Below are 18,870 nucleotides of genomic sequence, written 5' to 3'. Positions count from 1 at the left end.
GTAATTCTGAAACACCATGCCGATGTCGCGCTTGTGTGGAGGCATGTTGTCGATCGAGCGCCCCTCCAGAAGAATCCGGCCGTGTGTTGGCATCTCGAAGCCGGCGAGCATCATGAGGGTTGTCGTCTTGCCTGAGCCGGAAGGCCCGAGCATGGTCAAGAACTCCCCCCGCGCGATGTCCAGGTTGAGATTCTTAACGACCAGCGTTTCCCCATCGTAGGTCTTCTGGACCTCGGAAAACTTTACAAAGGCATTGTTCGCGCCTGGCATCGACCCTCTCCCCGGTCCCGGCGCTTCTCCCGCTACAGCGGCGGCGCCGACGACCGGACCATGATATTCTTTCGTGACGGACTGCAGCTGCTCAAGATTGCACACCTGCACGAGGCGTCTGCGGTTGACCAGATGGCGCATTCCTTCTCCCATCTGCGTTCTCGTTCTGCGACCTTAGGGCCGACAGATGCTTTTGCCGTTCACAGGACTATTATCGGCCTCCTCAAGCTGGATTTCCCTAATGTGGCCCTCCGCACGGCCGAAATCCTGCATCGACCCAGCAAAATGCGGGGGTTTAGATCGGCAGTGCTTTTAGCCGGAAATAATGACACGCCAAACGTCGGTTGTACTTGTCTCCATCGAGAACGAAGCACGCGCCTTGGTTAGGAGGTGCGAACGTAGCCATGTATCTACTCTCTCCCGACCGCCAAAATCTTGGAAGTCTAAGCCTAGCCGCGCTTTCCGTCGAGCCTAGTGTCCTGACCTGTCATAACGGATTGCGATACACCCGAAGTCTCAGTCTATTCAACGCTCCCTCGGTGCACTAGCGAAACCTGATGACGCTGATCGGTCATATCCCGCTGCGGCTTGGAACGATCGGGTCGGCTGCTCATTTCGTCCGACCGATCGCGCAACTCGTCGTCGCAGTCGGTGTCGCCGAGCATCGACGACCGTACCCAGATCAAGCGTCAAAAATCGAACCGTCGTGTATCGAGTACGCCAGGAAGGACGCCTCGGCTTCACTCGAACGCGCCAGACGATTGTCGAATGGAGCATGAGCAGATACTGGACTATAAAGCCAATTGCAGTCCAATAAGGCGCAAGACTTCAACAAAGTCAGGATGGCATTGTCGGCTCAGAAATGGGCATCGCGATCGCCGTGAATGCATCTTCCGGCACTCGAAAACACCACAACACGAATTCCCGGATCGCGATGGGCGATTGTGAGAGCTTCCTAGAATTCGGCAGCGAGCCTAAGGGACAATGCATTCACCTTGCTTGATTGATTGAGTTCGATCTGCGCAACACGGCCGCTGAATTCACTTAGAATTGTACTGTACGACTACTCCTGCGGCCACTCTGTGGCTGTGTCGGCTCTCTGAATGTTCTCGCCGCCATACCCATCTTCGCGGTCCACGTAGGCACGATGAGCGCGTCAACCGGAACGACGCTCTGTGCGCGCATCAAGGGATGATTGATATTGTTCGAGCGGATCTGGTTACCGAGACCCAGTCGATCGGGAACGCTCTGGGTTGTGATTGACTGCTTGTTCGAACGGTACCCGCTACGACGCGCCCGCCTTTTGTGCATGGTCAAAGGCAGCTTTCGCGAGTGGCACGGTGCGCTTGGCCGATTCGACCGCCTTAGGATTGGTGGCTGTGCCATCTCGGATGCGACTAGCCACCCCCTGAGTAATTCCAGCCAGGCGAAAGAGATTGTAGCAAAAATACCAATTCAAGTCCGGCATCGCGCAGCCGGTGTATCGCAATAGATTTCAGCGGCACCTTCCATGCTTGGGATGCTGAGCGCCTTCAGATCAACGCTGGCAAGCCCGGGTCGAACCCATTGCATTAGTAGGTACGTGAAATCGGCCATGGGATCGCCAAGCGTTGACAACTCCCAGTCAAGCACGGCGATGACAGATGACCCGCTTCGGTGGAAGATCATGTTGTCGAGCCGGTAGTCGCCGTGCACTATGGATAGACGCTGCTGTTGCGGGACCGTATTCGGCGGCCACTCGATTAGCTTTTTCTATCTTCGGAATGTATTTCGTCTCCGAGGCACGATACTGCTTCGTCCAAACGATCTATCTGGCGCGCAAAATAGTTGGCGGGCCTACCGAAGTCCGCAAGACCTATCTTTTCGGGATCGAACATATGCAGCTTCGAAAGCGTCTCGATCTTACTCCGGAAGATTTTTGCCCGCTCTTCCGCAGGTTGGCTAGGCAGCGTCGGATCCCAGAGACACGGCCCTCCTCCATCGACATGACATAAAAGGGCGCGCCGATAACGGCATTGTCCATGCAGAGCGCGTACGCGTATGCGACGGGAAAGCCTTGGCGAGCAAGCGCCGAGATGACGCGGAGCTCGCGATCGACTGCATGCGCCGACGGCAGCAGTTTGCCGAATGGCTTTCTGCGCATCACGTACGAGCGGCTGGAAGTATCGAGCTTGTAGGTGGGAATAGACTGGTGGCCCTTGAACTGCAGGAGCGTCAAAGGGCCGGCATAGCCTTCGACATGCTCACGCATCCAGCAGTCAAGGCTGGTCTCGTCGATGCGGTGCCGCTCCTCGACTGCCGTTGTTCCGGTGTGCTCCTTATCCTTGCTACCGTCTTTGGGCACAATGACGCTCCCACAATGAATTTCGGCACACTCGGTGATCGCATTTTCATTTACCTTGACGCGCAATCCGTATACTTGACGTTCATGCCTAGCAAACAGTGCGGCAGTGCACTTCATCAAGACCATCGGGCAGTCCGCATTGCAGGTAGGTGCGCGCAAGCCCCGCCTGATCGGAGACGCCAGCCGCGCCAAAGGCCTGGATCGCCTGATCGATGATCTTCAGCGCGATCCGCGGTGCCACCACCTTGATCATGGCGATCTCGAACTGGTCGAACTTGTTGCCGTATCGGTGGCTTCAGGCACAAATTGCTTAAATTAGCTATCTTGTTTGTGTGCTAAGGCCAAAGCGACGAGGGATGTTCCGACAGCCTCAGGCATTCGCCAGCACCCGAAACGGCGCGAGCATGCGGGGGAGGGCCTGGATGATTACTTCGGCTTCGCGAACGATGCGGCTGATCAGCTCCTCGCAAGTAGGGATGTCGTGCATCAGGCCCATGACCATGCCCGCAGTCCAGATGCCGTGTTCGGTGTCGCCGCCCTCGAGGCCCGCGCGCCCGCGGACGCCGGTCACCAGGTGCTGCACGTCTCCGAACTTCGCGCCGCCCTTCTTCTCGATCGCCACCACTTTGTCGCTGACCACGTTTTTCGCCATTCGGGCAGTGTTGTGCATGGTGCGGAAGATCAGGTTGGTGCCGCGCTCGTCGAGCTCGACCATGCGCTGCTTGAAGTTCTCGTGGATCGGCGCCTCCTTCGTGGCGCAGAAGCGGGTGCCCATGTTGATGCCGTCTGCGCCAAGCGCCAAGGCCGCGACCAAGCCGCGACCGTCGCCGAATCCGCCGGAGGCCAGCATCGGGATCTTCACTTTGTCGGCTGCCGCCGGGATCAGGATCAAACCGGGGATGTCGTCCTCGCCAGGGTGCCCAGCGCATTCCATGCCGTCGATTGAGATGGCGTCCACGCCCATCCGCTCAGCCGAGAGCGCGTGGCGGACTGCGGTGCACTTGTGAATCACCTTGATCCCGTGCTCCTTAAAGTGGTCGACGTGCTCCTGCGGCTTGTAGCCGGCCGTCTCCACGATGTTGATCCCGGAATCGATGATCGCCTTGCGGTACTCGAAGTAGGGCGGCAGATTGATCGCCGGCAAAATCGTCAGGTTCACCCCGAACGGCTTGTCGGTGAGCTTGCGCGTCCTGTCGATCTCCTGGCGCAGGTCATCCGGCGTAGGCTGAGTAAGCGCAGTTATGACCCCGAGCCCGCCCGCATTGGCCACGGCGGAGACCAGCTCGGCCTTGCCGACCCACTGCATGCCGCCTCGGGCGATCGGATGCTCTACGCCGAAAAGTTCGGTGAAGCGGGTCTTGATTGCCATGAGGGGATTCCTTGCGTCGAGCGCGCACGGCGCTTGTGTGGCGGCTCAAAATTGGCGTCTCACCAGTCGAACTCTGGAGTCGTCCGACACGGCCGGATGTTGGGATTGTTTTCGGAAACCTTGTTGGTGTATTCTGCTGGACTTTCCCGAGAAACGTCGCGATGCCCCCTGCGCGTCATGCGGCGCGCCGCGCGATTGCATCGCGTGAGTCTCGCGCGATCAGTCCCATAAAGGTGTCGGTCATAGGCACGCCGACGGCGACCGACGTTTCAGACCGACGGCTCGACGGCATTTGCCTAGCGCGGGTCGCCCACGCCCCCGGAGTTTTTCGGAATTCTTGTGCGCCTCCAAAATGCAAGGAGCTGCATTTCTAAAGCGCCGGATCTGCGATGTCATGACCGACAGTGTATGATAAGCAGGCTGAGGAGACCCTCCAATATCGGGCTCATGGCTGATGAGAAGCCGCGTTTGTACCTAGTCATTCGCCGACTTCGAGCGGCGGCCGTTGAGTCCGGACTTGGAATCTGCAGGTCGCATGTGCTGCAAAATTATTTCCAGGACCAGGTCGAGTCTGGATTGCGACCCAAAAAAATGCGCGCCACCGCGATGCTTCGGTAGCGGCGTGCAGTGGTCATGACCATCACCCCGTCAGGTCATAGCAGCGCGAGCTAGCAGGAGTTGTGGTCACGGCGATCGTATTCGCGAATGCGGTGACGGGCTTGAACGTAGGGGCGGACTCGCGGATACGCCCCCGAGCGACCACCATGCTCTCAGTCGAGGTGGCATCGAATTCATACCGGCAGCTCAGAAAGCCGAATGCGCGAGGCTCACCTTTCCCGATGCGAAAAGACGCTCATGAGCGCTTCGGGCCCCGACAAGATGGGCATCCGCAACAACCTTTTCGCCATTAGGGCGGCAAGCCGCTCAAGCGTCCCGCTCTCCCTGTGACGCCAATTCGCATGAAGCGGCCGGCCCCTATTAGATGACCGATCAGAATTTCCCGCTTGGCGTAGAGCGACAGCAGGAATTCCTAGGTTCCCAACCGAGGAGGACGGCGACAATCTCGTGCGTCTGCACGAGCCCTTATTTTAAGTCTGCTGGATGGTCATGCAGCACCGCCCGGGCGAGCGGAGGATCAGCCGGGCCCCGAACTGTCGCTAGTTTGTCAAGCGCCGCAGCATTTCCCTCGCGATGACCAGTTGCTGAATCTGAGATGCGCCTTCGTATATGCGCAGCAGCCGTACGTCGCGGTAGAAGCGCTCGACCTTATAATCGGCCATGTATCCTGCACCGCCATGGATCTGAACGGCGCGGTCGGCGATCCTGCCTACCGCCTCGCTCGCAAAGTATTTGGCCACGGCTGCCTCCAGCCTAACGTCTTGACCTGCATCGAAACGGCGCGCCGCTTGCTCGACCACGCCGGCCGCCGCAAGCGCGTCAGTCTGGGAGTCCGCCAACATCCCCTGGACCAGCTGGAAATCGGCCAACCGCTGTCCGAATTGCTTGCGCCCGCTTGAATAACTGAGGCTCGCCTCGATTAGTCGGTCGCACATGCCAAGTGCGACGGCACCGATGTGGATTCGCCCCCGATCGAGCACCTTCATTGCGGTTTTGAACCCGAGTCCCGGCTTCCCGCCAATGATCGCATCGGCGGGAACGATGCAGTCATCGAAGATCACATCGCAAGTCTTGGCTCCGCGCTGGCCCATTTTGCGGTCTGGCTTGCCCAGCGTGATACCCGGCTTATCAGCGGGCACGATGAAGGCCGATATTCCTGCCGCGCCAGGCGTCCCCGGCTCAGTTCTCGCCATCACAGTGAAGACGCTGGCTCGGGGCGCATTGGTGATGAACCGCTTCGTGCCGGTGATGCGATAGACGTCTCCGTCCCGAGCGGCTTGGGTCTTGATCGAGGCGGCGTCAGATCCTGCTTCCGGCTCGGTCAACGCGAAAGCTCCGATGGCTTGACCTGCAGCGAGCTTCGGAAGCCATTCCTGCTTCTGACCGTCCGTGCCGTCAATTACGATGCCCTGCGAGCCGATGCCGACGGTGGTACCGATCACCGACCTGAAGACCACGGAGGCGCGCGTGAGTTCGCGAATTATAACGGCCTCCTCCACCATGGAGAGGCCGAGCCCGCCAAAGGCTTCGGGGATAGAAAGCCCGAACAGCCCAAGATCGCGCATCTCCTGAACGATCTCTTCGGGCACGTCGTCATTGGCTTCGACTTCATCCTCGGCCGGGATCAGTCGCTCGGATACGAACCGGCTGACTGTGTTGCGGAGCAGTTCAAATGTTTCGACATCCATGGGTCTACCTCAATGATCAGACGGGGGAACGTCACAGTCAGGCTTCGACCGATCTGCCTGCGAGCGCGCGGTTCTCTCGTCTTCTGGAGTTTCAACTGCGCCTCCTGAGAAGCGGGTCGGCCGTTTCGTGGCGAAGGTTGCCATAGCTCTCGGTCGTCCGACAGGTGGCCGAGCCGCCCCTGCTCGTCGCACTCACATCGAGCGCATCGGCCAAGATATTCCCGCCGGCACCTCAGATCTGCCTCATTATCAAGGCGAGCGCGGGCCGCAGACGGATGCGGCTTCGATGCGCTTCGGCTCCAGCACATCGTCTCCATACCTTCCAGAGAAAACGCTCGCACCGATTCTTCAAAAGAGCCAACCGCTTCGCAGCTCCGGTGTACGACGTGACATGATCGCCCCCGTTAAATCACCCCTTGCTTTTTAAGGTCTTCAATCTTCTCGGAATCATAGCGCAAGATTCCGCTGAGTACCTGATCAGTGTTCTCGCCCAGGAGCGGCGGGGCGCGATAACCCGTGATCGGCGTCTTGGAGAAAGTCAGCGCATTGCGGATCAACGACAGCTCGCTTGCGAACTTATGATTGACTTTGACTCGCATGCCGCGCGCCTGGACGTGGGGATCCTCGAATACCTGAGCAAAATCATTGACAGGGCCGCAAGGGACCCCAGCGTCTTCCAGCTTTTGGAGCCAATACGTCACCGTATTCCTCAAAAACAGACCAGCGTAGATGGCCATGATCTCCGTGTAGTTGGCGACGCGGTCGTTGTTTTTTATAAACTTTGGATTGCTCACCAACTCCGGCGCGCCAAGCACCGCGCAGGTACGCGCGAATTGGCCATCATTACCGACCACCAGCATCAATTCACCATCCGCACAGCGAAACACGCCCGCAGGCGCGCCGCCATTGCCCCAGGTGCCGCGCCTTGGCGGGCTCTTTCCACTGACGAGATATATCTGGAGGGAGTGGCTAAGAGAAGCAATCACGGTGTCGAACAGGGAGACGTCGATGAGCTGGCCCGCTCCGCCATTCACCTTGCGATGGTAGAGCGCCGAGAGAATACCAATCGAAGCGTTCATACCCGTCATGTAGTCGACGATGGAGGTGCCGACCTTCATTGGTCCCGCCCCCGGCTCGCCGTCCATTTGTCCAGTGACGCTCATCAATCCACCCATTGCCTGGAAGATCGCGTCGTAACCCGCCCGCGGCGCGTAAGGGCCGGTCTGCCCGAAACCGGTCACTGAACAATAAATAATGCCGGGATTGATTTCCTTTATTGTTCCATAGTCGAGACCATAGCGCTTCAGATCTCCGACCTTATAATTCTCCATGAAGACATCAGCGTGTGCGGCAAGCCCGCGGATGATCTCCTGGCCCTCAAGCGTCGCAATGTTGACCGTGATGGATTTTTTGTTTCGGTTGGCCGAGAGGTAAAACGCATTGTTGTTAGTCTCGCGACCTTCCGGATCGACAAGATAAGGCGGACCGTAGGCACGCGCATCGTCGCCCGCGCCCGGCCGCTCAATCTTGATCACCTCCGCACCGAGGTCGCCAAACATCTGAGCCGATAGGGGTCCGGCAAGCACGCGCGTGAGATCAAGTATTTTGATGCCCGAGAGCGGTAGTGCGGACATGAACTTTCCTTTACGAACTTCGTTTGATGCAGCCGGCCCTGCGGACGGCCTACGGCTATGCGCGCGGGCCCGCCTTCGGCCTCAGTCGCTTGATCGTTCCGGAAAAGGCGAACAATGTCCGCTCTCCGGCTGTCAATTGACCTCGCGCAAATATCAGCGAGCCGCCGGCGCGAATGATTTCGCCCGTGCCTACGATCAGATCGCCTTCGCGCCCGACGTCGATAAAGTCGCCGGACAGATGGATAGTCACCCCGTGCCCTTGCAGCACCGGAATAGCGGTTACGAAGAGACAAAGGTCGGCAAACGTCATCAAACAGCCGCCGTGGACGACGCCGGAGTCACGAAGGTGCTTTTTCTCGGCGCGAAAGGCACAACGCATACTCCCGTCCGACTCCTGTCGATACCAAAAGGGACCGATCAGGTTTTCGAAGCCTGCATCGTAGAAGGTCGTCCAACCTGCGAACTCACCCTCCGTAGCAATGTGGCTACCAACTTGCTTCGATTGGTCTAAAGTCACGGATTTCTTGTCGTCATGCATGAAGGGACCTTAACTTTCTGATGTTTCGCCTTAAGTCTGAATCGGTAACAGACGCCCTGCCCACTCATAGAGATAAAGGCCTGGCGACCGTACCGGATGCATCTCGAGAATTCCGCCATCGTCGCTGGGGGCTCGACGTAACTTGCCTTGTTTCATCCCGTGCACCGGGAATTGTTCTTGATGGAAGGACAGCAGCGGTAACCGAAAATCTCTTTGCACTTCGGCTTTACCGCGTCCGATTTCCCCGCGCACCCAAGGTGTTCGAAAGCTCGGAGGCTTGACGGCTCGAATTCGGATTTGCACCGATCAGCTCAGTCGGAAGAGAGCCAATAGCTTGCTGGGGCTGACCGTTTTAGATTGTCTCATGTCGTTGTCGTCTTCACTTAAAGGCGTTGGGGCCGCGGGAGTCTGGTAAGCAATTCGCTGTCTCTTAGACGGGAGCGGAGCTGCCTCGTACAACCGAGACTAGGCAAATTCTAAAACGAGTTGATGCCGAAAGACCGCAAAGATCGCCCGAACTGGTCCGAAATTGCGCAGGGTGAAGGTGCCGTCCGCGCCTTCTTGGCGTATCTACCTACATGAGCTTCAACTTGAGGCATCAAATCGTCGCCTCGGCTAGGCGGGACCGGTGGACGTTGTCGCAAGCGTTTCACAGGCGGCGCACCTTGCAACCTTCACGCGTCAACGGGTTACCTAGCGATCGGGGGTGCTACTTCAAAAAACAACGATCGATTGAGCGAAATTGCCGGCCCTATCTTTAGACGCGGCTGGGAATTGGAGCTTTATTAGGCGTCGAGGTCTCAGGACCGGAATTTCCGGGCTTTCCTCGAGCCCGCGCACGATCGCCGCCACAGGCCGCGCTCAACCAGCAAAGTCGAGGACCCCGTCCAGCCGATGGGCATGACCGGAATCTCGAAGGATCTGGTTTCGAAGGTCTGCTAGGCGATCGACGTCGGAATGAGGGGCTTTTTCCTGGAGCAGCGCTCAGGTGCTGGCGCCACGCGCTGTGCTCGTGCGGGTGGCGAAGACCAATAATTCTGTGTGACGATGATGATACGCGAGTCTTAACTAACCCACATTAAGGCCTGCGAGCCCAGGCGCACGACTGCCGGCTCGGCGCACGACAGGGTCCGCCGAGGACGACGTGAGGACCTTTATGATCTTGTCAGCCGCCGCGCGGGCGGAAGCTGCACAGCACGACCTCACTTGAGCGGCTGAAGAAGGAGAGCAAGGCCGGGCTCGTCGGGATCTTCCCCAACGAGGCCTTGAACACATCTATCTTGGCGCGAGCTTATAAAAAGCCAACGACGAATGGCAGCCCTAGATCCTTTATCTCAGTCTCCAGCACGCAGCGATCTCGCCGGTTCGGCGAGGAGCACCAGAATGTGTTTGTTTCACCCGCAGCCGCGTTGATAATTACACCCTTTGAGAACGAGAAGTGCGCCCTGCAGGCCAGCCCATTTCTATCTCTCGGGCGACGTCGCCCCGGCCACCAGCGAGCATATCTCAGGCCAAGTCTTCGCCCTCTTAATATCCAGCTCTGCGGAATTTCCGCGCGCCAATAACGATCGCCGCGCACGAACGCCATCGGAGCGAAAAGAATCCGGGAATTCTGGTGCGTGTTCGCGGCTAGTCTCCAGTCGACGAATAACACGGAGACGACCGGTCGAAGGCAGGGAGATTGCGGCGGATGCTTCAATCTCGCTGATATCACTGATGAAAGAACCGCAGCTACCAAGAGCGAAGAGAACAACACCATTGGGAAGGCTTCTTCCGACCGCGACGCCGGGATTCGCGACGATCCCGCTAGCCCGGAGACAGCGAAGATCAAAGTTTCTGACGGCATGAGAGGACGAAAAAATATATGCAAGTTTTGATGACGGAGGCCGCATTTGAGCGGCAGGGCGAGCGACTGCGGGCGATCAAGCCGGACGCCGATTTCGTGCTGGTGACCGCGGCGGAGGCGTTTTCCTTAAACGACAAGCCCTTGGCCCAGGACGACGTGAACCCGGAGGTGGTCTGGTTGACCGCCGACTCCTGGCAAGCGAATCTGCAAAAGACCCTGGTCGGCGTAATCCGTCGGAGTCGGCCGAAGTGGGTGCAGGCTCACACGGCTGGTCTAGACGACAGGCCAATGTTCAGGTCGATGATGGCCAATGGCGCGCGGGTGACGAAGAACGCCGCTCAGGCCGTGCCTATGGCCGAATATGTCATGGCCCACGCATTGAGCCTAATCCTCCCGATCGACGCACAGCGTGAGGCGCAGGCAGAGCGCAAATGGCAGGAGACCTTCTACAACGAGGTGAACCGCACACGCTGGGGCCTAATCGGCTGGGGCGAGGTCGGCCAGGAGATCGCTACCCGTGCGCTGGCGTTCGGGGCCAAGGTGTCGGGGTTCCGTCGGACGCCTGGGCCGGACAAGGTGATCGGCCAGACCAATGCGCTGGCGGATCTGCCGAAATTCCTGCCGAACCTGGATATCGTGGTTCTGGCGCTGCCCTCCACGGCTGAAACTCGTAAGGTCGCCAACGCCGAATTCTTTGCGGCCATGAAGACGGGCTCAATCCTAATCAACGTGGCGCGGGGCGCCCTGATCGATCACGAGGCCCTGCGCGCCGGGCTCGAAGCCAACAAGCCGGCTCGAGCCGTACTCGACGTTTTCGAGACCGAGCCGCTGCCCGAGGATAGCTGGATTTGGGACCACCCGAAGGTGCGGATGAGCGCCCACACGTCCTGGAAGGGCGACGGCAACGCCCAGCGGATGGATGACCGTTTTGTGGAGAACTTTCGGCGCTTCGTCGCCGGTGAGTCGATGTTAAATGAAGCGGACCCACGGGAAGCGGGACTCTAGTGGCCCCGGACGCGATGCCGCTTGCTGTTTCGAACGTACGTGGCGGGATGGATTTGGTCCGCGATTTGAATCTTGACTTTGAGCCAGCGCGCCCAGGCCCGCCGCGGAAGGCGTGCGCCAGCACCCCATCACCGCCTTCTGGCTCAAGGTGGCATTGACCTAGCAAGTGACGAGGCACTCGGCACGGCGACGAACACTTGCGTGTGGGCAGATTTCGCTCGTCGGCGGTCGGTTCGCGCCGCTCTTTTGATTGGTCAATGCCAATCGAACGCTGACTGGCATCGCTTTGTGCGGTCAACACACACGCGGCCCCTCCGACGTCTGCTTCGGTTAGCCACCGCGCTCTAAGGTCACACGGGTAGCGAACCGCACGCCTCAGAAGGCCCGCGACGTCGCGTGACACGACTCGTGGAAGATACTTTTTTCCTGGCGAAACGCCGAAGGGCCCTCACTTCCTCGACAATATCTTGGAAATGACGTCGTCGTCAGTGACCTTGCTTCTGACCATAAAGTTGAGAATGTTCGGGGGCCTTAGCTGCTGAGACCTGCCGCCTACCATTCACATGAGCTTGAATAGCTGAGCTATTGCTGGCCCGAATGGTTCAGCTCACCAATCGAACTCTGGAACCAGCCGCCCCGGCCAGATGTTAGGGAGCTCTCCCGAAATCTTATTGGTGTATTCCGCCGGGCGCTTTTCGAGAAAGGCGGCGATCCCCTCCTGCGCATCCTGCGATGCCCCACGCGATTGCATCGCGTGGCTTTCAGCAATGTGCGCAGTCATTGGGTGGCGTGCTTCGAGCCCGCGCCACATCATTTGCCGGATCAGGGCGACCGAGATTGGTGCGGACTGTTCCACGAACGACCGCGCAATAGTACGGGCCGCATCCATCAGCGTCTCCGGCGTATGAGTTGAGCGTACAAGGCCCCGTTCAAGGGCTTCTTCTGCACCGAACACGCGCCCGGAGTACGTCCAGTCCAGCGCGCTGGAGATGCCGACGATCCGAGGCAAGAAGTAGCTGGAGCAGGCTTCGGACACGATGCCGCGCCTGGCGAAGACAAACCCGAATTTGGCGCTTGTTGACGCAATCCGTATGTCCATCGGAAGCAGCATCGTTGCGCCAACGCCGACCGCTGCGCCATTCACGGCCGCAATAACAGGCTTGAGACTGTCGTAGATGCGGAGCGAGACGCGACCGCCACCGTCCCGGCGTATGCCTTTGACTTTGATTTGAAGCGGTCGCTCGCCCGTATGATCAAATGTAGAGCCTTTGCTTCCGCTGAGATCGGCGCCGGCGCAAAAAGCGCGCCCGGCCCCCGTCACGATCACCGCGGCAACCTCATCGTCGGCATCCGTCACATCAAAGACTTCGATCAAGTCCCTCATCATCTCAGGTGTGAACGTATTCAGATGTTCAGGCCGGTAGAGGGTGACCGTCGCAATTCCGCCCGACTTCGCCAGACTCAAAGTCGCAAACTTTTTGATCGACATTTGTCCTTCTTTCGTCATGTGTGCAGCGTAGCTCAGTTTGCTGGCTGAATCGGTAGCGTTAAGGTCTAATAGCGCTCTGGTTGTCCTGGCTAGCGCAGCATGCAGCCAAGCGGCAACAGGGCCTCCGCTATGCCCCTGCTTTATGGACAAGCGCCAAATCGGGCCCCGGCGAGCGACAGTACGCTCACTTTGCCTTGACGGGCTGATTGGGCAGAGTGCGAGAGGACGCCCATGACTTCTCGGACTCGAACGGCGCAAAGATTGCGTCGCGCCATTTGATTGCTGCCGTAACGCCTTCGGACTGAACGATCTCTCCAAAGCGCTTGAACTCGGAGTCCGAGAATTTCATAAGTAAACAGGCTTCTGTACCGTACCGCATCGCTGATTCAAATCCTGACGCGAGGAGAGTGTTGTTGAGTGCTCTCTTGTTCCACACCAATGTTGGAAGCGCGACGCGCGACATACGTTTCGCGATACGCATTACTTCGTCCTCAAGTTGATCCTTAGGGAAGACGCGGTTCACCATGCCGAGCCGCAACGCCTCCTGAGCGTCGAACATATCTCCCGTGTAAATTAGCTCGCGACAACGTTGCCCGATGACCCAGGGCAGCGCCAGTGTTGGCGGAGCGAGGCCAAACCGAGTTTCACTGACACCGAAGCGCGAGCCTTCGGAGCAGTATCGAAGGTCACACATTAGCGCGAAAGGCAGAGCTCCTCCGAGACAATACCCGTCGATCATCGCGATGACAGGTTTAGAGCAGTTGAATACGGAATAATCGAACGCGACGTCCTTATTTAAGCGGTTCTTGAACCCCTCTAAGGTTGACCGTTTTTCATTGTCTTCGTCGTCGAAGTCGTGGCCGGCCGAAAATGCGCGCCCTCCCGCGCCCGCAATCACGATAACGCGAACGTCGGGGTCAGCGTCGGCAATAGAAACCGCATCTTCGACTTCGGCTGCGACTTCGAGGGAGATCGCATTCATTCTTTTCGGTCGATTGAAAGTGATCCGCGCTACGCGGTCGTCGACTTCATAGAGTATGGTGCTATACGTCATCAGATGCGTCTCCTAAGCATCGACCGCTGATACCATGCCACAATTCTTCGAACGCGGCGACGCACGATCTCGAAAGATCAACACCGCATCAGGCACGAATGGCATGCTATTGAGGAAGAAATAGCAGGGTAACCGACAATCTCCTCGTACTTGTGATTAACCGCGGCCACCTTCCTCGAGTAACTTGAGCCATTGGAAAGCTTCAAGGGCTTGACGCCCCCCAAAATCGAAGCCGGCACTGAACCAATCACCGCTACCGGGTCGGAAGAGAGCCGATAGCTTGCTGTGGCCTGCCACTAGATTGTATCATCGCACTATGATTTCCATTTGATGGTTCGAGCGGCAGCCGGACGAGCCATAATCTAAATTGAGTTGACGCCCAAAGACCGCAAAGATCGCCCGAATGGGAGTGAAATTGCGCAGGGTGAGCGTTCTGTTCGCGCGTTCTTCGCGCATCTACCTACCGCGCCAGCGCCCATACTGACACCTCACTCGGCCTGAGAGATTACACCCGGCAGGCCAGCCAAATTTCCACCAATCAGATGGATGTCACCGTCTTTGTCACAAAGCGAGCTGTCGGGCGACATGGCAATACTGCCCCCGCGTTGCCTCCGCTGATTTGTTGCCGACAAAGCTCTCGCCTCAGCAAACGTACGGACGAACGACTGAGAGAGCAATTGACGGTGAGAACGGCCGTTCCAATCGGAGCAGTCCAGAGCGCGTGGCGCTGCGGATAAAGCTGCAACGCTCATACACGCCGCCGAGCTGCACGAGCGGCCGCAGAACCTTCATTGACTGTAAATGTTCTCAAAAAAAGGAGCGCCTACGACGTGTTGAAAACGGAATGGCGCGGCGCAAGATCGGGTCGCTCGTGGTCGCACGATGCTACTATCACTATCTCACCGGCTACACAGCGCAGTCGGACTGCGTGCCGCAAAGCTTGGCATTGAAGGTTTCTTGGGAAGGCAGGGGGGCAGCTCTGCTGTCAGCATGAACAATACCAACAGCGGCGCCCGTCGGTCAAATCACCCACGCGTAGCTGGGGCCGGAGCGCGGCGCGATCCGGGGCCCGGCTCGCGGCGCAATTCTACTTGGCATGGGGTTGATTTGCGAAAAAAGAAAATAGCTTGTCCCGTCGGGCAAAAAGGACCTCACGACTTTGCGGGCCCGTGGGCCCCGGCTCAGCAGCGCATCGCACTGGACGATGCTTCGCATCGCCAGCGAAACCGCGCTGCGTCCGGGGCACGAGAGGGCTAAACCGGCTTGCCCGTGTACGGCATCGAGGCCGTGAGGCCGCCGTCCACCGGGAAGGCCTGACCGTTCACATACGACGCCTCGTCGCTCGCCAGGAACAGACCCATCGCCGCGAGCTCGTGCGGCTGGCCGGGGCGCTTGAGCGGATTGAGCTGGCCGATCTTGTCCTGGGTGCCGCGTTCCTTGGCGCGGTCGAAGATCGGCTTGGTCATGCCAGTTTCGATGAGCCCAGGGCACACCGCGTTGATGCGTACGCCGGTGCCGGAGAGCGAATAGGCCGTGGTCTGCACCAGGCTGATCACGCCGGCCTTGCTCGCGGCATAGGGATGACCGCTCGCGCCGGCCTTGAGGCCTGCGACAGACGCCGTCAGCACGATCGCGCCGGACTGCTGCTTGACGATGTGCGGCATCGCGTGTTTGACCGCGAGGAAGGGGCCGATCAGATTGACGCGCAGAACCTCCTGCCAATGCTCGACCGTCTGCTCCGCGAGCGGCACGAGCCCGCCGGAGACGCCGGCATTGGCCCAGATCACGTCGAGCCGGCCGTGCGACTTCACCGCCTTGTCGATGACGGCCATGGCATCCTTCTCGGAACCCGCGTCGGCCATCGTCGCCTCTGCGGTGCCGCCGGCGCGCTTGATCTCTTCGACCGTCTCCTTCACGCTCTCGGTGCGATCGACCGCGATCAGTCTTGCGCCCTCTTTCGTGAACAGCAGCGAGGCGGCGCGGCCGATGCCGCTGCCCGCGCCGGTGATGATGACGGATTTGCCTTGCAGGCGGCCCATGCGTTTCTCTCCCCATGTTCGCGCGCGGTGCTTGCCGCGCGACGGAATTTCAAAAAAGATTTCAAGACGCTGAAGTCTTCAGACGCGTTCGCTCCTGACGTACAGCGAAATCGAACGGGATGGAAGGGTTTCGATGATGTCCGATTCCAGCAAGCCCACGTGGTCACGACGCGATGGTGGTGGGTCCGTCACGCGCCGGTGCGCAATGACGGCGGCAACATCTACGGTCAGCAGGATCTCGCCTGCGACACCAGCGACGTGGAGGTGTTCGAGGCGGTCGCAAAGATCCTGCCGCGCAACGCGGTCTGGTACTCGAGCAACCTGATGCGCACGCATCAGACGGCGGAAGCGATCTGGGCGGCAGGCTTTCCGAAGCCCGCCAACATGAGTTGGGAAGCGGACTTCGCCGAGCAGAATCTCGGCCACTGGCAGGGCATGAACCGGGCCGCGTTCATCGCGAGCCGGCCCGCGGGCTCGAGCTGGTTCGCCGACATCAACGAGCCCGCACCCAGCGGCGAAAGCTTCATGGATATCTACAACCGCACCTGCCGCACCATCGAACGGATCGATCGCGCTCGGGCGGGACAGGACATCATCGCTGTTCCCATGGCGGCACGATCAAGGCGGCGTTGGGGCTCGCGCTCGGCGGCCAGCCGGACAAGGGGTTGTCCTTCGACATCGACAATTGCTCGGTGACGCGGCTCGATCTCTTCACGACGCCCGAGCGCGGCGTCTAGCGCTTGCCGGTGGTGAACCAGCGGCCGTGGATCGCGGACGACAGGCACAACGCGATGCATCAGCCGGCAGGGCCGGAAGTCAAGAACCTCGCTTGAGCCATTGCCGCCGAGCGCGGCCGTGGCTAAAGCTTGCGATCAAATCAACGTCGTCAATTCTGGGAGAGAAACATGATCCTTGTTCGACATGAAGGGAAAAGTTGCCGTCATCACGGGATCGACGCGCGGCATCGGGCTTGCGATCGCAGAGCGCACGGCCGAGCACGGCGCCAAGGTCGTGATCTCCTCGCGCAAGGCCGACGTCTGCGAGGAGGTGGGGAAGGGGATCAAAGACAGGTTCGGCAAGGGTACGGCGGTCGCGATTGCCGCCAACATCTCCTCGAAGGAGAACTTGCAAAACCTCGTCGACGAGAGCAACCGCGCCTTCGGCAGGATCGACGTGCTGGTTTGCAACGCCGCTTCGAACCCGTATTACGGTCCGCTCGCCGCCATCTCCGATGATCAGTTTCGAAAAATCCTCGACAACAACATCGTCGCCAACAACTGGCTGATTTCGATGGTAGTGCCGCAGATGATCGAGCGCAAGGACGGCTCGGTGATCATCGTCTCCTCGATCGGCGGCCTCGAAGGCTCGACCATTCTCGGCGCCTACGCGATCTCCAAGGCTGCCGACATGCAGCTCGCGCGGAACCTCGCCTGCGAATACGGCAAGCACAACATCCGCGTGAACTGCATCGCGCCAGGCCTGATCAAGACCGATTTCGCCAAAGCACTGTGGGACAATCCGGAGAACCTGAAGGCCTCGACCTCGCGCTCGCCGCTCCCGCGCATCGGCATCCCGAGATCGACGGTGCCGCCGTGTTCCTGGGATCGAAGGCCGGCGACTTCATGACCGGCCAGACCACGGTCATCGACGGCGGTGCGACGATTAGTTGATTGTCTCGCGTCCCGGACGATTGCAGTGCACAGTACCGCACTGCTGAGCCGGCAACTGTTATGTTGACGGAGCGATCTTATAGGGCTTTCTGTCGCGCATCGTGGCGTTGAGGATGGTCAGCAGCTTCCTGGCGACAGCAATGAGGGCGAGTTTGGCTGGTTTGCCGGCCATTTTGGCTGTCGGCAGCCAGGAGGCCTACGTTCAGGCATCTCAACGCGCTCGCTCGAAGATCTGCTCAAGGCACGAGCATGAGCGCGTCCAAGAGCTAGGTCAGCCAGATCGACAAGATCGCCTTCACCGCGGGTCAGATAGTCATGAAAGGGAATCTGCTCTCTGAGGGCTCTCTTCTGTGACCTTCCCCAGGGACCGGGGCTTATAGCTGTAATGCGGATACGTTGCTGCGACCTTTCGCAACCACAGGATGAATTGGTATTCAAACAAGCGACCACATCACCGATAGGATCTCCAAGACCAACCGTTGCGGGTGTCCAGCTCGTTCCGAACTGAGTGTTCATCTCAGGCCGAAATACGCCACAAGCGGCGGAATTCCACATGGCTCTGAAGCCATCCGCGTCCGCCGTCGATGAGGTCCAGCTCGGCGACTGCGGGCGCGGCGCGAGCCTTTAGCGCTTGATCAACTCCAATCGGGCTCGCGCGCCAGGGCCGAGCCGCCGCGGAAAGTCGCACAGTGCACAGTGTGCATCTGCGCTGCGATGATCGACGGGTATTGTCTCGGAGGAGTAAACGTCTAGCCCTCCAGCCGTGGCCGGCTGGAGGGCCACAGGTGATGAGGCTTGTCAGTCGTCCGTGGAGAACCTGGATTTCAGCTCGGGACGAGTTGAAGTCGGAAGATGAGACGGACGAGGATTTGGTGCAATAGAAGCTCCAGCCAGCGGATTGATGCGACGAAGTTGTAGCCGGTGGCGGCGAGGACGGTATTGATGGCATCGAACTCTAAGCGGCAAGCTGAGGCCGTCAGGCGGCGTGGTTCCATGGCATAAGCGCGTCGAGTTCGCTGCTCGGCCAACCGTTGGCGATACGCTGAAGCGTTACGGCGAGCCAGGCGAACGGATCGACGTTGTTCATCTTCGCCGTCTGCAGCAGTGTTGCGATAGTCGTCCAGGTTTGTCCGCTGCCGGCGAAGAGGCTGTTCTTTCTCGTGATTGTTTGTGGCCGGATGGCGCGTTCGACGATGTTGGAGTCGAGCTCGATGCGGCCATCGGTCAGAAAGCGTTCGAAGATGGCACGGCGCGAGACGGCATAGCGGATCGCCTCGGCCAATTTTGATTTGCCGGAGATCCGCCG

General features: G+C 59.2%; 12 protein-coding genes and 5 pseudogenes. 4 read left to right on the top strand and 13 right to left on the bottom strand.

Annotated elements, in window-relative coordinates; genetic code table 11:
- Positions 1-411 (bottom strand): ATP-binding cassette domain-containing protein (locus Q2M23_RS41500; protein WP_316399169.1); only part of this gene is annotated, 411 nt, incomplete at its 3' end.
- A gap of 416 nt (positions 412-827) precedes the next feature.
- On the opposite strand from Q2M23_RS41500, the gene Q2M23_RS41495 reads away from it, so the two are divergent.
- The gene (locus tag Q2M23_RS41495) at positions 828-1,049 is read left to right on the top strand and encodes a hypothetical protein (protein ID WP_316399168.1); all 222 of its coding nucleotides are present in this window, start codon (positions 828-830) and stop codon (positions 1,047-1,049) included.
- Between the two features lie 676 nt (positions 1,050-1,725).
- On the opposite strand, the gene Q2M23_RS44290 is transcribed toward Q2M23_RS41495, so the two are convergent.
- The 7 genes and pseudogenes from Q2M23_RS44290 to Q2M23_RS41465 form a co-directional block, all read right to left on the bottom strand.
- Positions 1,726-1,965 (bottom strand): phosphotransferase, encoded by a 240-nt coding sequence (locus tag Q2M23_RS44290; protein WP_410469832.1) that lies wholly within the window; start codon positions 1,963-1,965, stop codon positions 1,726-1,728.
- Positions 1,966-2,012: 47 nt separating this feature from the next.
- Positions 2,013-2,521: pseudogene (locus Q2M23_RS44285) on the bottom strand (phosphotransferase).
- A gap of 181 nt (positions 2,522-2,702) precedes the next feature.
- A pseudogene (locus Q2M23_RS41485) lies at positions 2,703-2,903 on the bottom strand (acyl-CoA dehydrogenase family protein); the annotation flags it as partial.
- A gap of 81 nt (positions 2,904-2,984) precedes the next feature.
- Complete coding sequence (locus tag Q2M23_RS41480) at positions 2,985-3,983, bottom strand: nitronate monooxygenase family protein (RefSeq protein ID WP_316399167.1); 999 nt, start codon at positions 3,981-3,983, stop codon at positions 2,985-2,987.
- A 1,157-nt stretch (positions 3,984-5,140) separates the two neighbouring features.
- Positions 5,141-6,289: an acyl-CoA dehydrogenase family protein gene (locus Q2M23_RS41475; protein WP_316399166.1), complete on the bottom strand. Its 1,149-nt coding sequence runs from the start codon at positions 6,287-6,289 to the stop codon at positions 5,141-5,143.
- A gap of 404 nt (positions 6,290-6,693) precedes the next feature.
- Entirely contained in the window at positions 6,694-7,923 is a 1,230-nt protein-coding gene (locus Q2M23_RS41470) for a CaiB/BaiF CoA-transferase family protein (RefSeq protein WP_316399165.1), read from the bottom strand.
- 55 nt (positions 7,924-7,978) lie between these two features.
- Positions 7,979-8,461, bottom strand: a complete 483-nt coding sequence (locus Q2M23_RS41465; protein WP_316399164.1) for a PaaI family thioesterase — start codon at positions 8,459-8,461, stop codon at positions 7,979-7,981.
- 1,864 nt (positions 8,462-10,325) lie between these two features.
- Here Q2M23_RS41465 and Q2M23_RS41460 point away from each other — a divergent pair.
- A complete protein-coding gene (locus Q2M23_RS41460) occupies positions 10,326-11,312 on the top strand; it encodes an NAD(P)-dependent oxidoreductase (protein WP_316399163.1) in 987 nt (328 codons plus the stop codon).
- 607 nt (positions 11,313-11,919) lie between these two features.
- On the opposite strand, the gene Q2M23_RS41455 is transcribed toward Q2M23_RS41460, so the two are convergent.
- The 3 genes from Q2M23_RS41455 to Q2M23_RS41445 all read right to left on the bottom strand — a co-directional run bounded on the left by Q2M23_RS41455 (position 11,920) and on the right by Q2M23_RS41445 (position 15,894).
- A complete protein-coding gene (locus Q2M23_RS41455; protein WP_316399162.1) occupies positions 11,920-12,801 on the bottom strand; it encodes a crotonase/enoyl-CoA hydratase family protein in 882 nt (293 codons plus the stop codon).
- A 184-nt stretch (positions 12,802-12,985) separates the two neighbouring features.
- A complete protein-coding gene (locus Q2M23_RS41450; RefSeq protein WP_316399161.1) occupies positions 12,986-13,855 on the bottom strand; it encodes an enoyl-CoA hydratase/isomerase family protein in 870 nt (289 codons plus the stop codon).
- Between the two features lie 1,253 nt (positions 13,856-15,108).
- Positions 15,109-15,894, bottom strand: a complete 786-nt coding sequence (locus tag Q2M23_RS41445; RefSeq protein WP_316399160.1) for an SDR family oxidoreductase — start codon at positions 15,892-15,894, stop codon at positions 15,109-15,111.
- 133 nt (positions 15,895-16,027) lie between these two features.
- Here Q2M23_RS41445 and Q2M23_RS41440 point away from each other — a divergent pair.
- Positions 16,028-16,727, top strand: a pseudogene (locus Q2M23_RS41440) (histidine phosphatase family protein).
- Positions 16,728-16,815: 88 nt separating this feature from the next.
- Positions 16,816-17,564: pseudogene (locus tag Q2M23_RS41435) on the top strand (SDR family NAD(P)-dependent oxidoreductase).
- A gap of 58 nt (positions 17,565-17,622) precedes the next feature.
- On the opposite strand, the pseudogene Q2M23_RS41430 reads toward Q2M23_RS41435, so the two are convergent.
- Positions 17,623-17,739, bottom strand: a pseudogene (locus Q2M23_RS41430) (IS110 family transposase); the annotation flags it as partial.
- An 801-nt stretch (positions 17,740-18,540) separates the two neighbouring features.
- Positions 18,541-18,870 (bottom strand): IS66 family transposase (locus tag Q2M23_RS41425; RefSeq protein ID WP_316399159.1); only part of this gene is annotated, 330 nt, incomplete at its 5' end.

The sequence above is a fragment of the Bradyrhizobium sp. 33ap4 genome (assembly GCF_032654765.1).
GTDB classification, from domain to species: domain Bacteria; phylum Pseudomonadota; class Alphaproteobacteria; order Rhizobiales; family Xanthobacteraceae; genus Bradyrhizobium; species Bradyrhizobium australafricanum.
This window is presented reverse-complemented; position numbering and strand designations above follow the sequence as displayed.

What these genes read in the sequence shown, in the direction of transcription:
- Q2M23_RS41450 (WP_316399161.1), bottom strand. Translation starts at nt 13,855, where the DNA reads ATGACGTATAGCACCATACTCTATGAAGTCGACGACCGCGTAGCGCGG.
- Q2M23_RS41445 (WP_316399160.1), bottom strand. Translation starts at nt 15,894, where the DNA reads ATGGGCCGCCTGCAAGGCAAATCCGTCATCATCACCGGCGCGGGCAGC.
- Q2M23_RS41465 (WP_316399164.1), bottom strand. Translation starts at nt 8,461, where the DNA reads ATGCATGACGACAAGAAATCCGTGACTTTAGACCAATCGAAGCAAGTT.
- Q2M23_RS41480 (WP_316399167.1), bottom strand. Translation starts at nt 3,983, where the DNA reads ATGGCAATCAAGACCCGCTTCACCGAACTTTTCGGCGTAGAGCATCCG.
- Q2M23_RS41475 (WP_316399166.1), bottom strand. Translation starts at nt 6,289, where the DNA reads ATGGATGTCGAAACATTTGAACTGCTCCGCAACACAGTCAGCCGGTTC.
- Q2M23_RS41460 (WP_316399163.1), top strand. Translation starts at nt 10,326, where the DNA reads ATGCAAGTTTTGATGACGGAGGCCGCATTTGAGCGGCAGGGCGAGCGA.
- Q2M23_RS41495 (WP_316399168.1), top strand. Translation starts at nt 828, where the DNA reads ATGACGCTGATCGGTCATATCCCGCTGCGGCTTGGAACGATCGGGTCG.
- Q2M23_RS41455 (WP_316399162.1), bottom strand. Translation starts at nt 12,801, where the DNA reads ATGTCGATCAAAAAGTTTGCGACTTTGAGTCTGGCGAAGTCGGGCGGA.
- Q2M23_RS41470 (WP_316399165.1), bottom strand. Translation starts at nt 7,923, where the DNA reads ATGTCCGCACTACCGCTCTCGGGCATCAAAATACTTGATCTCACGCGC.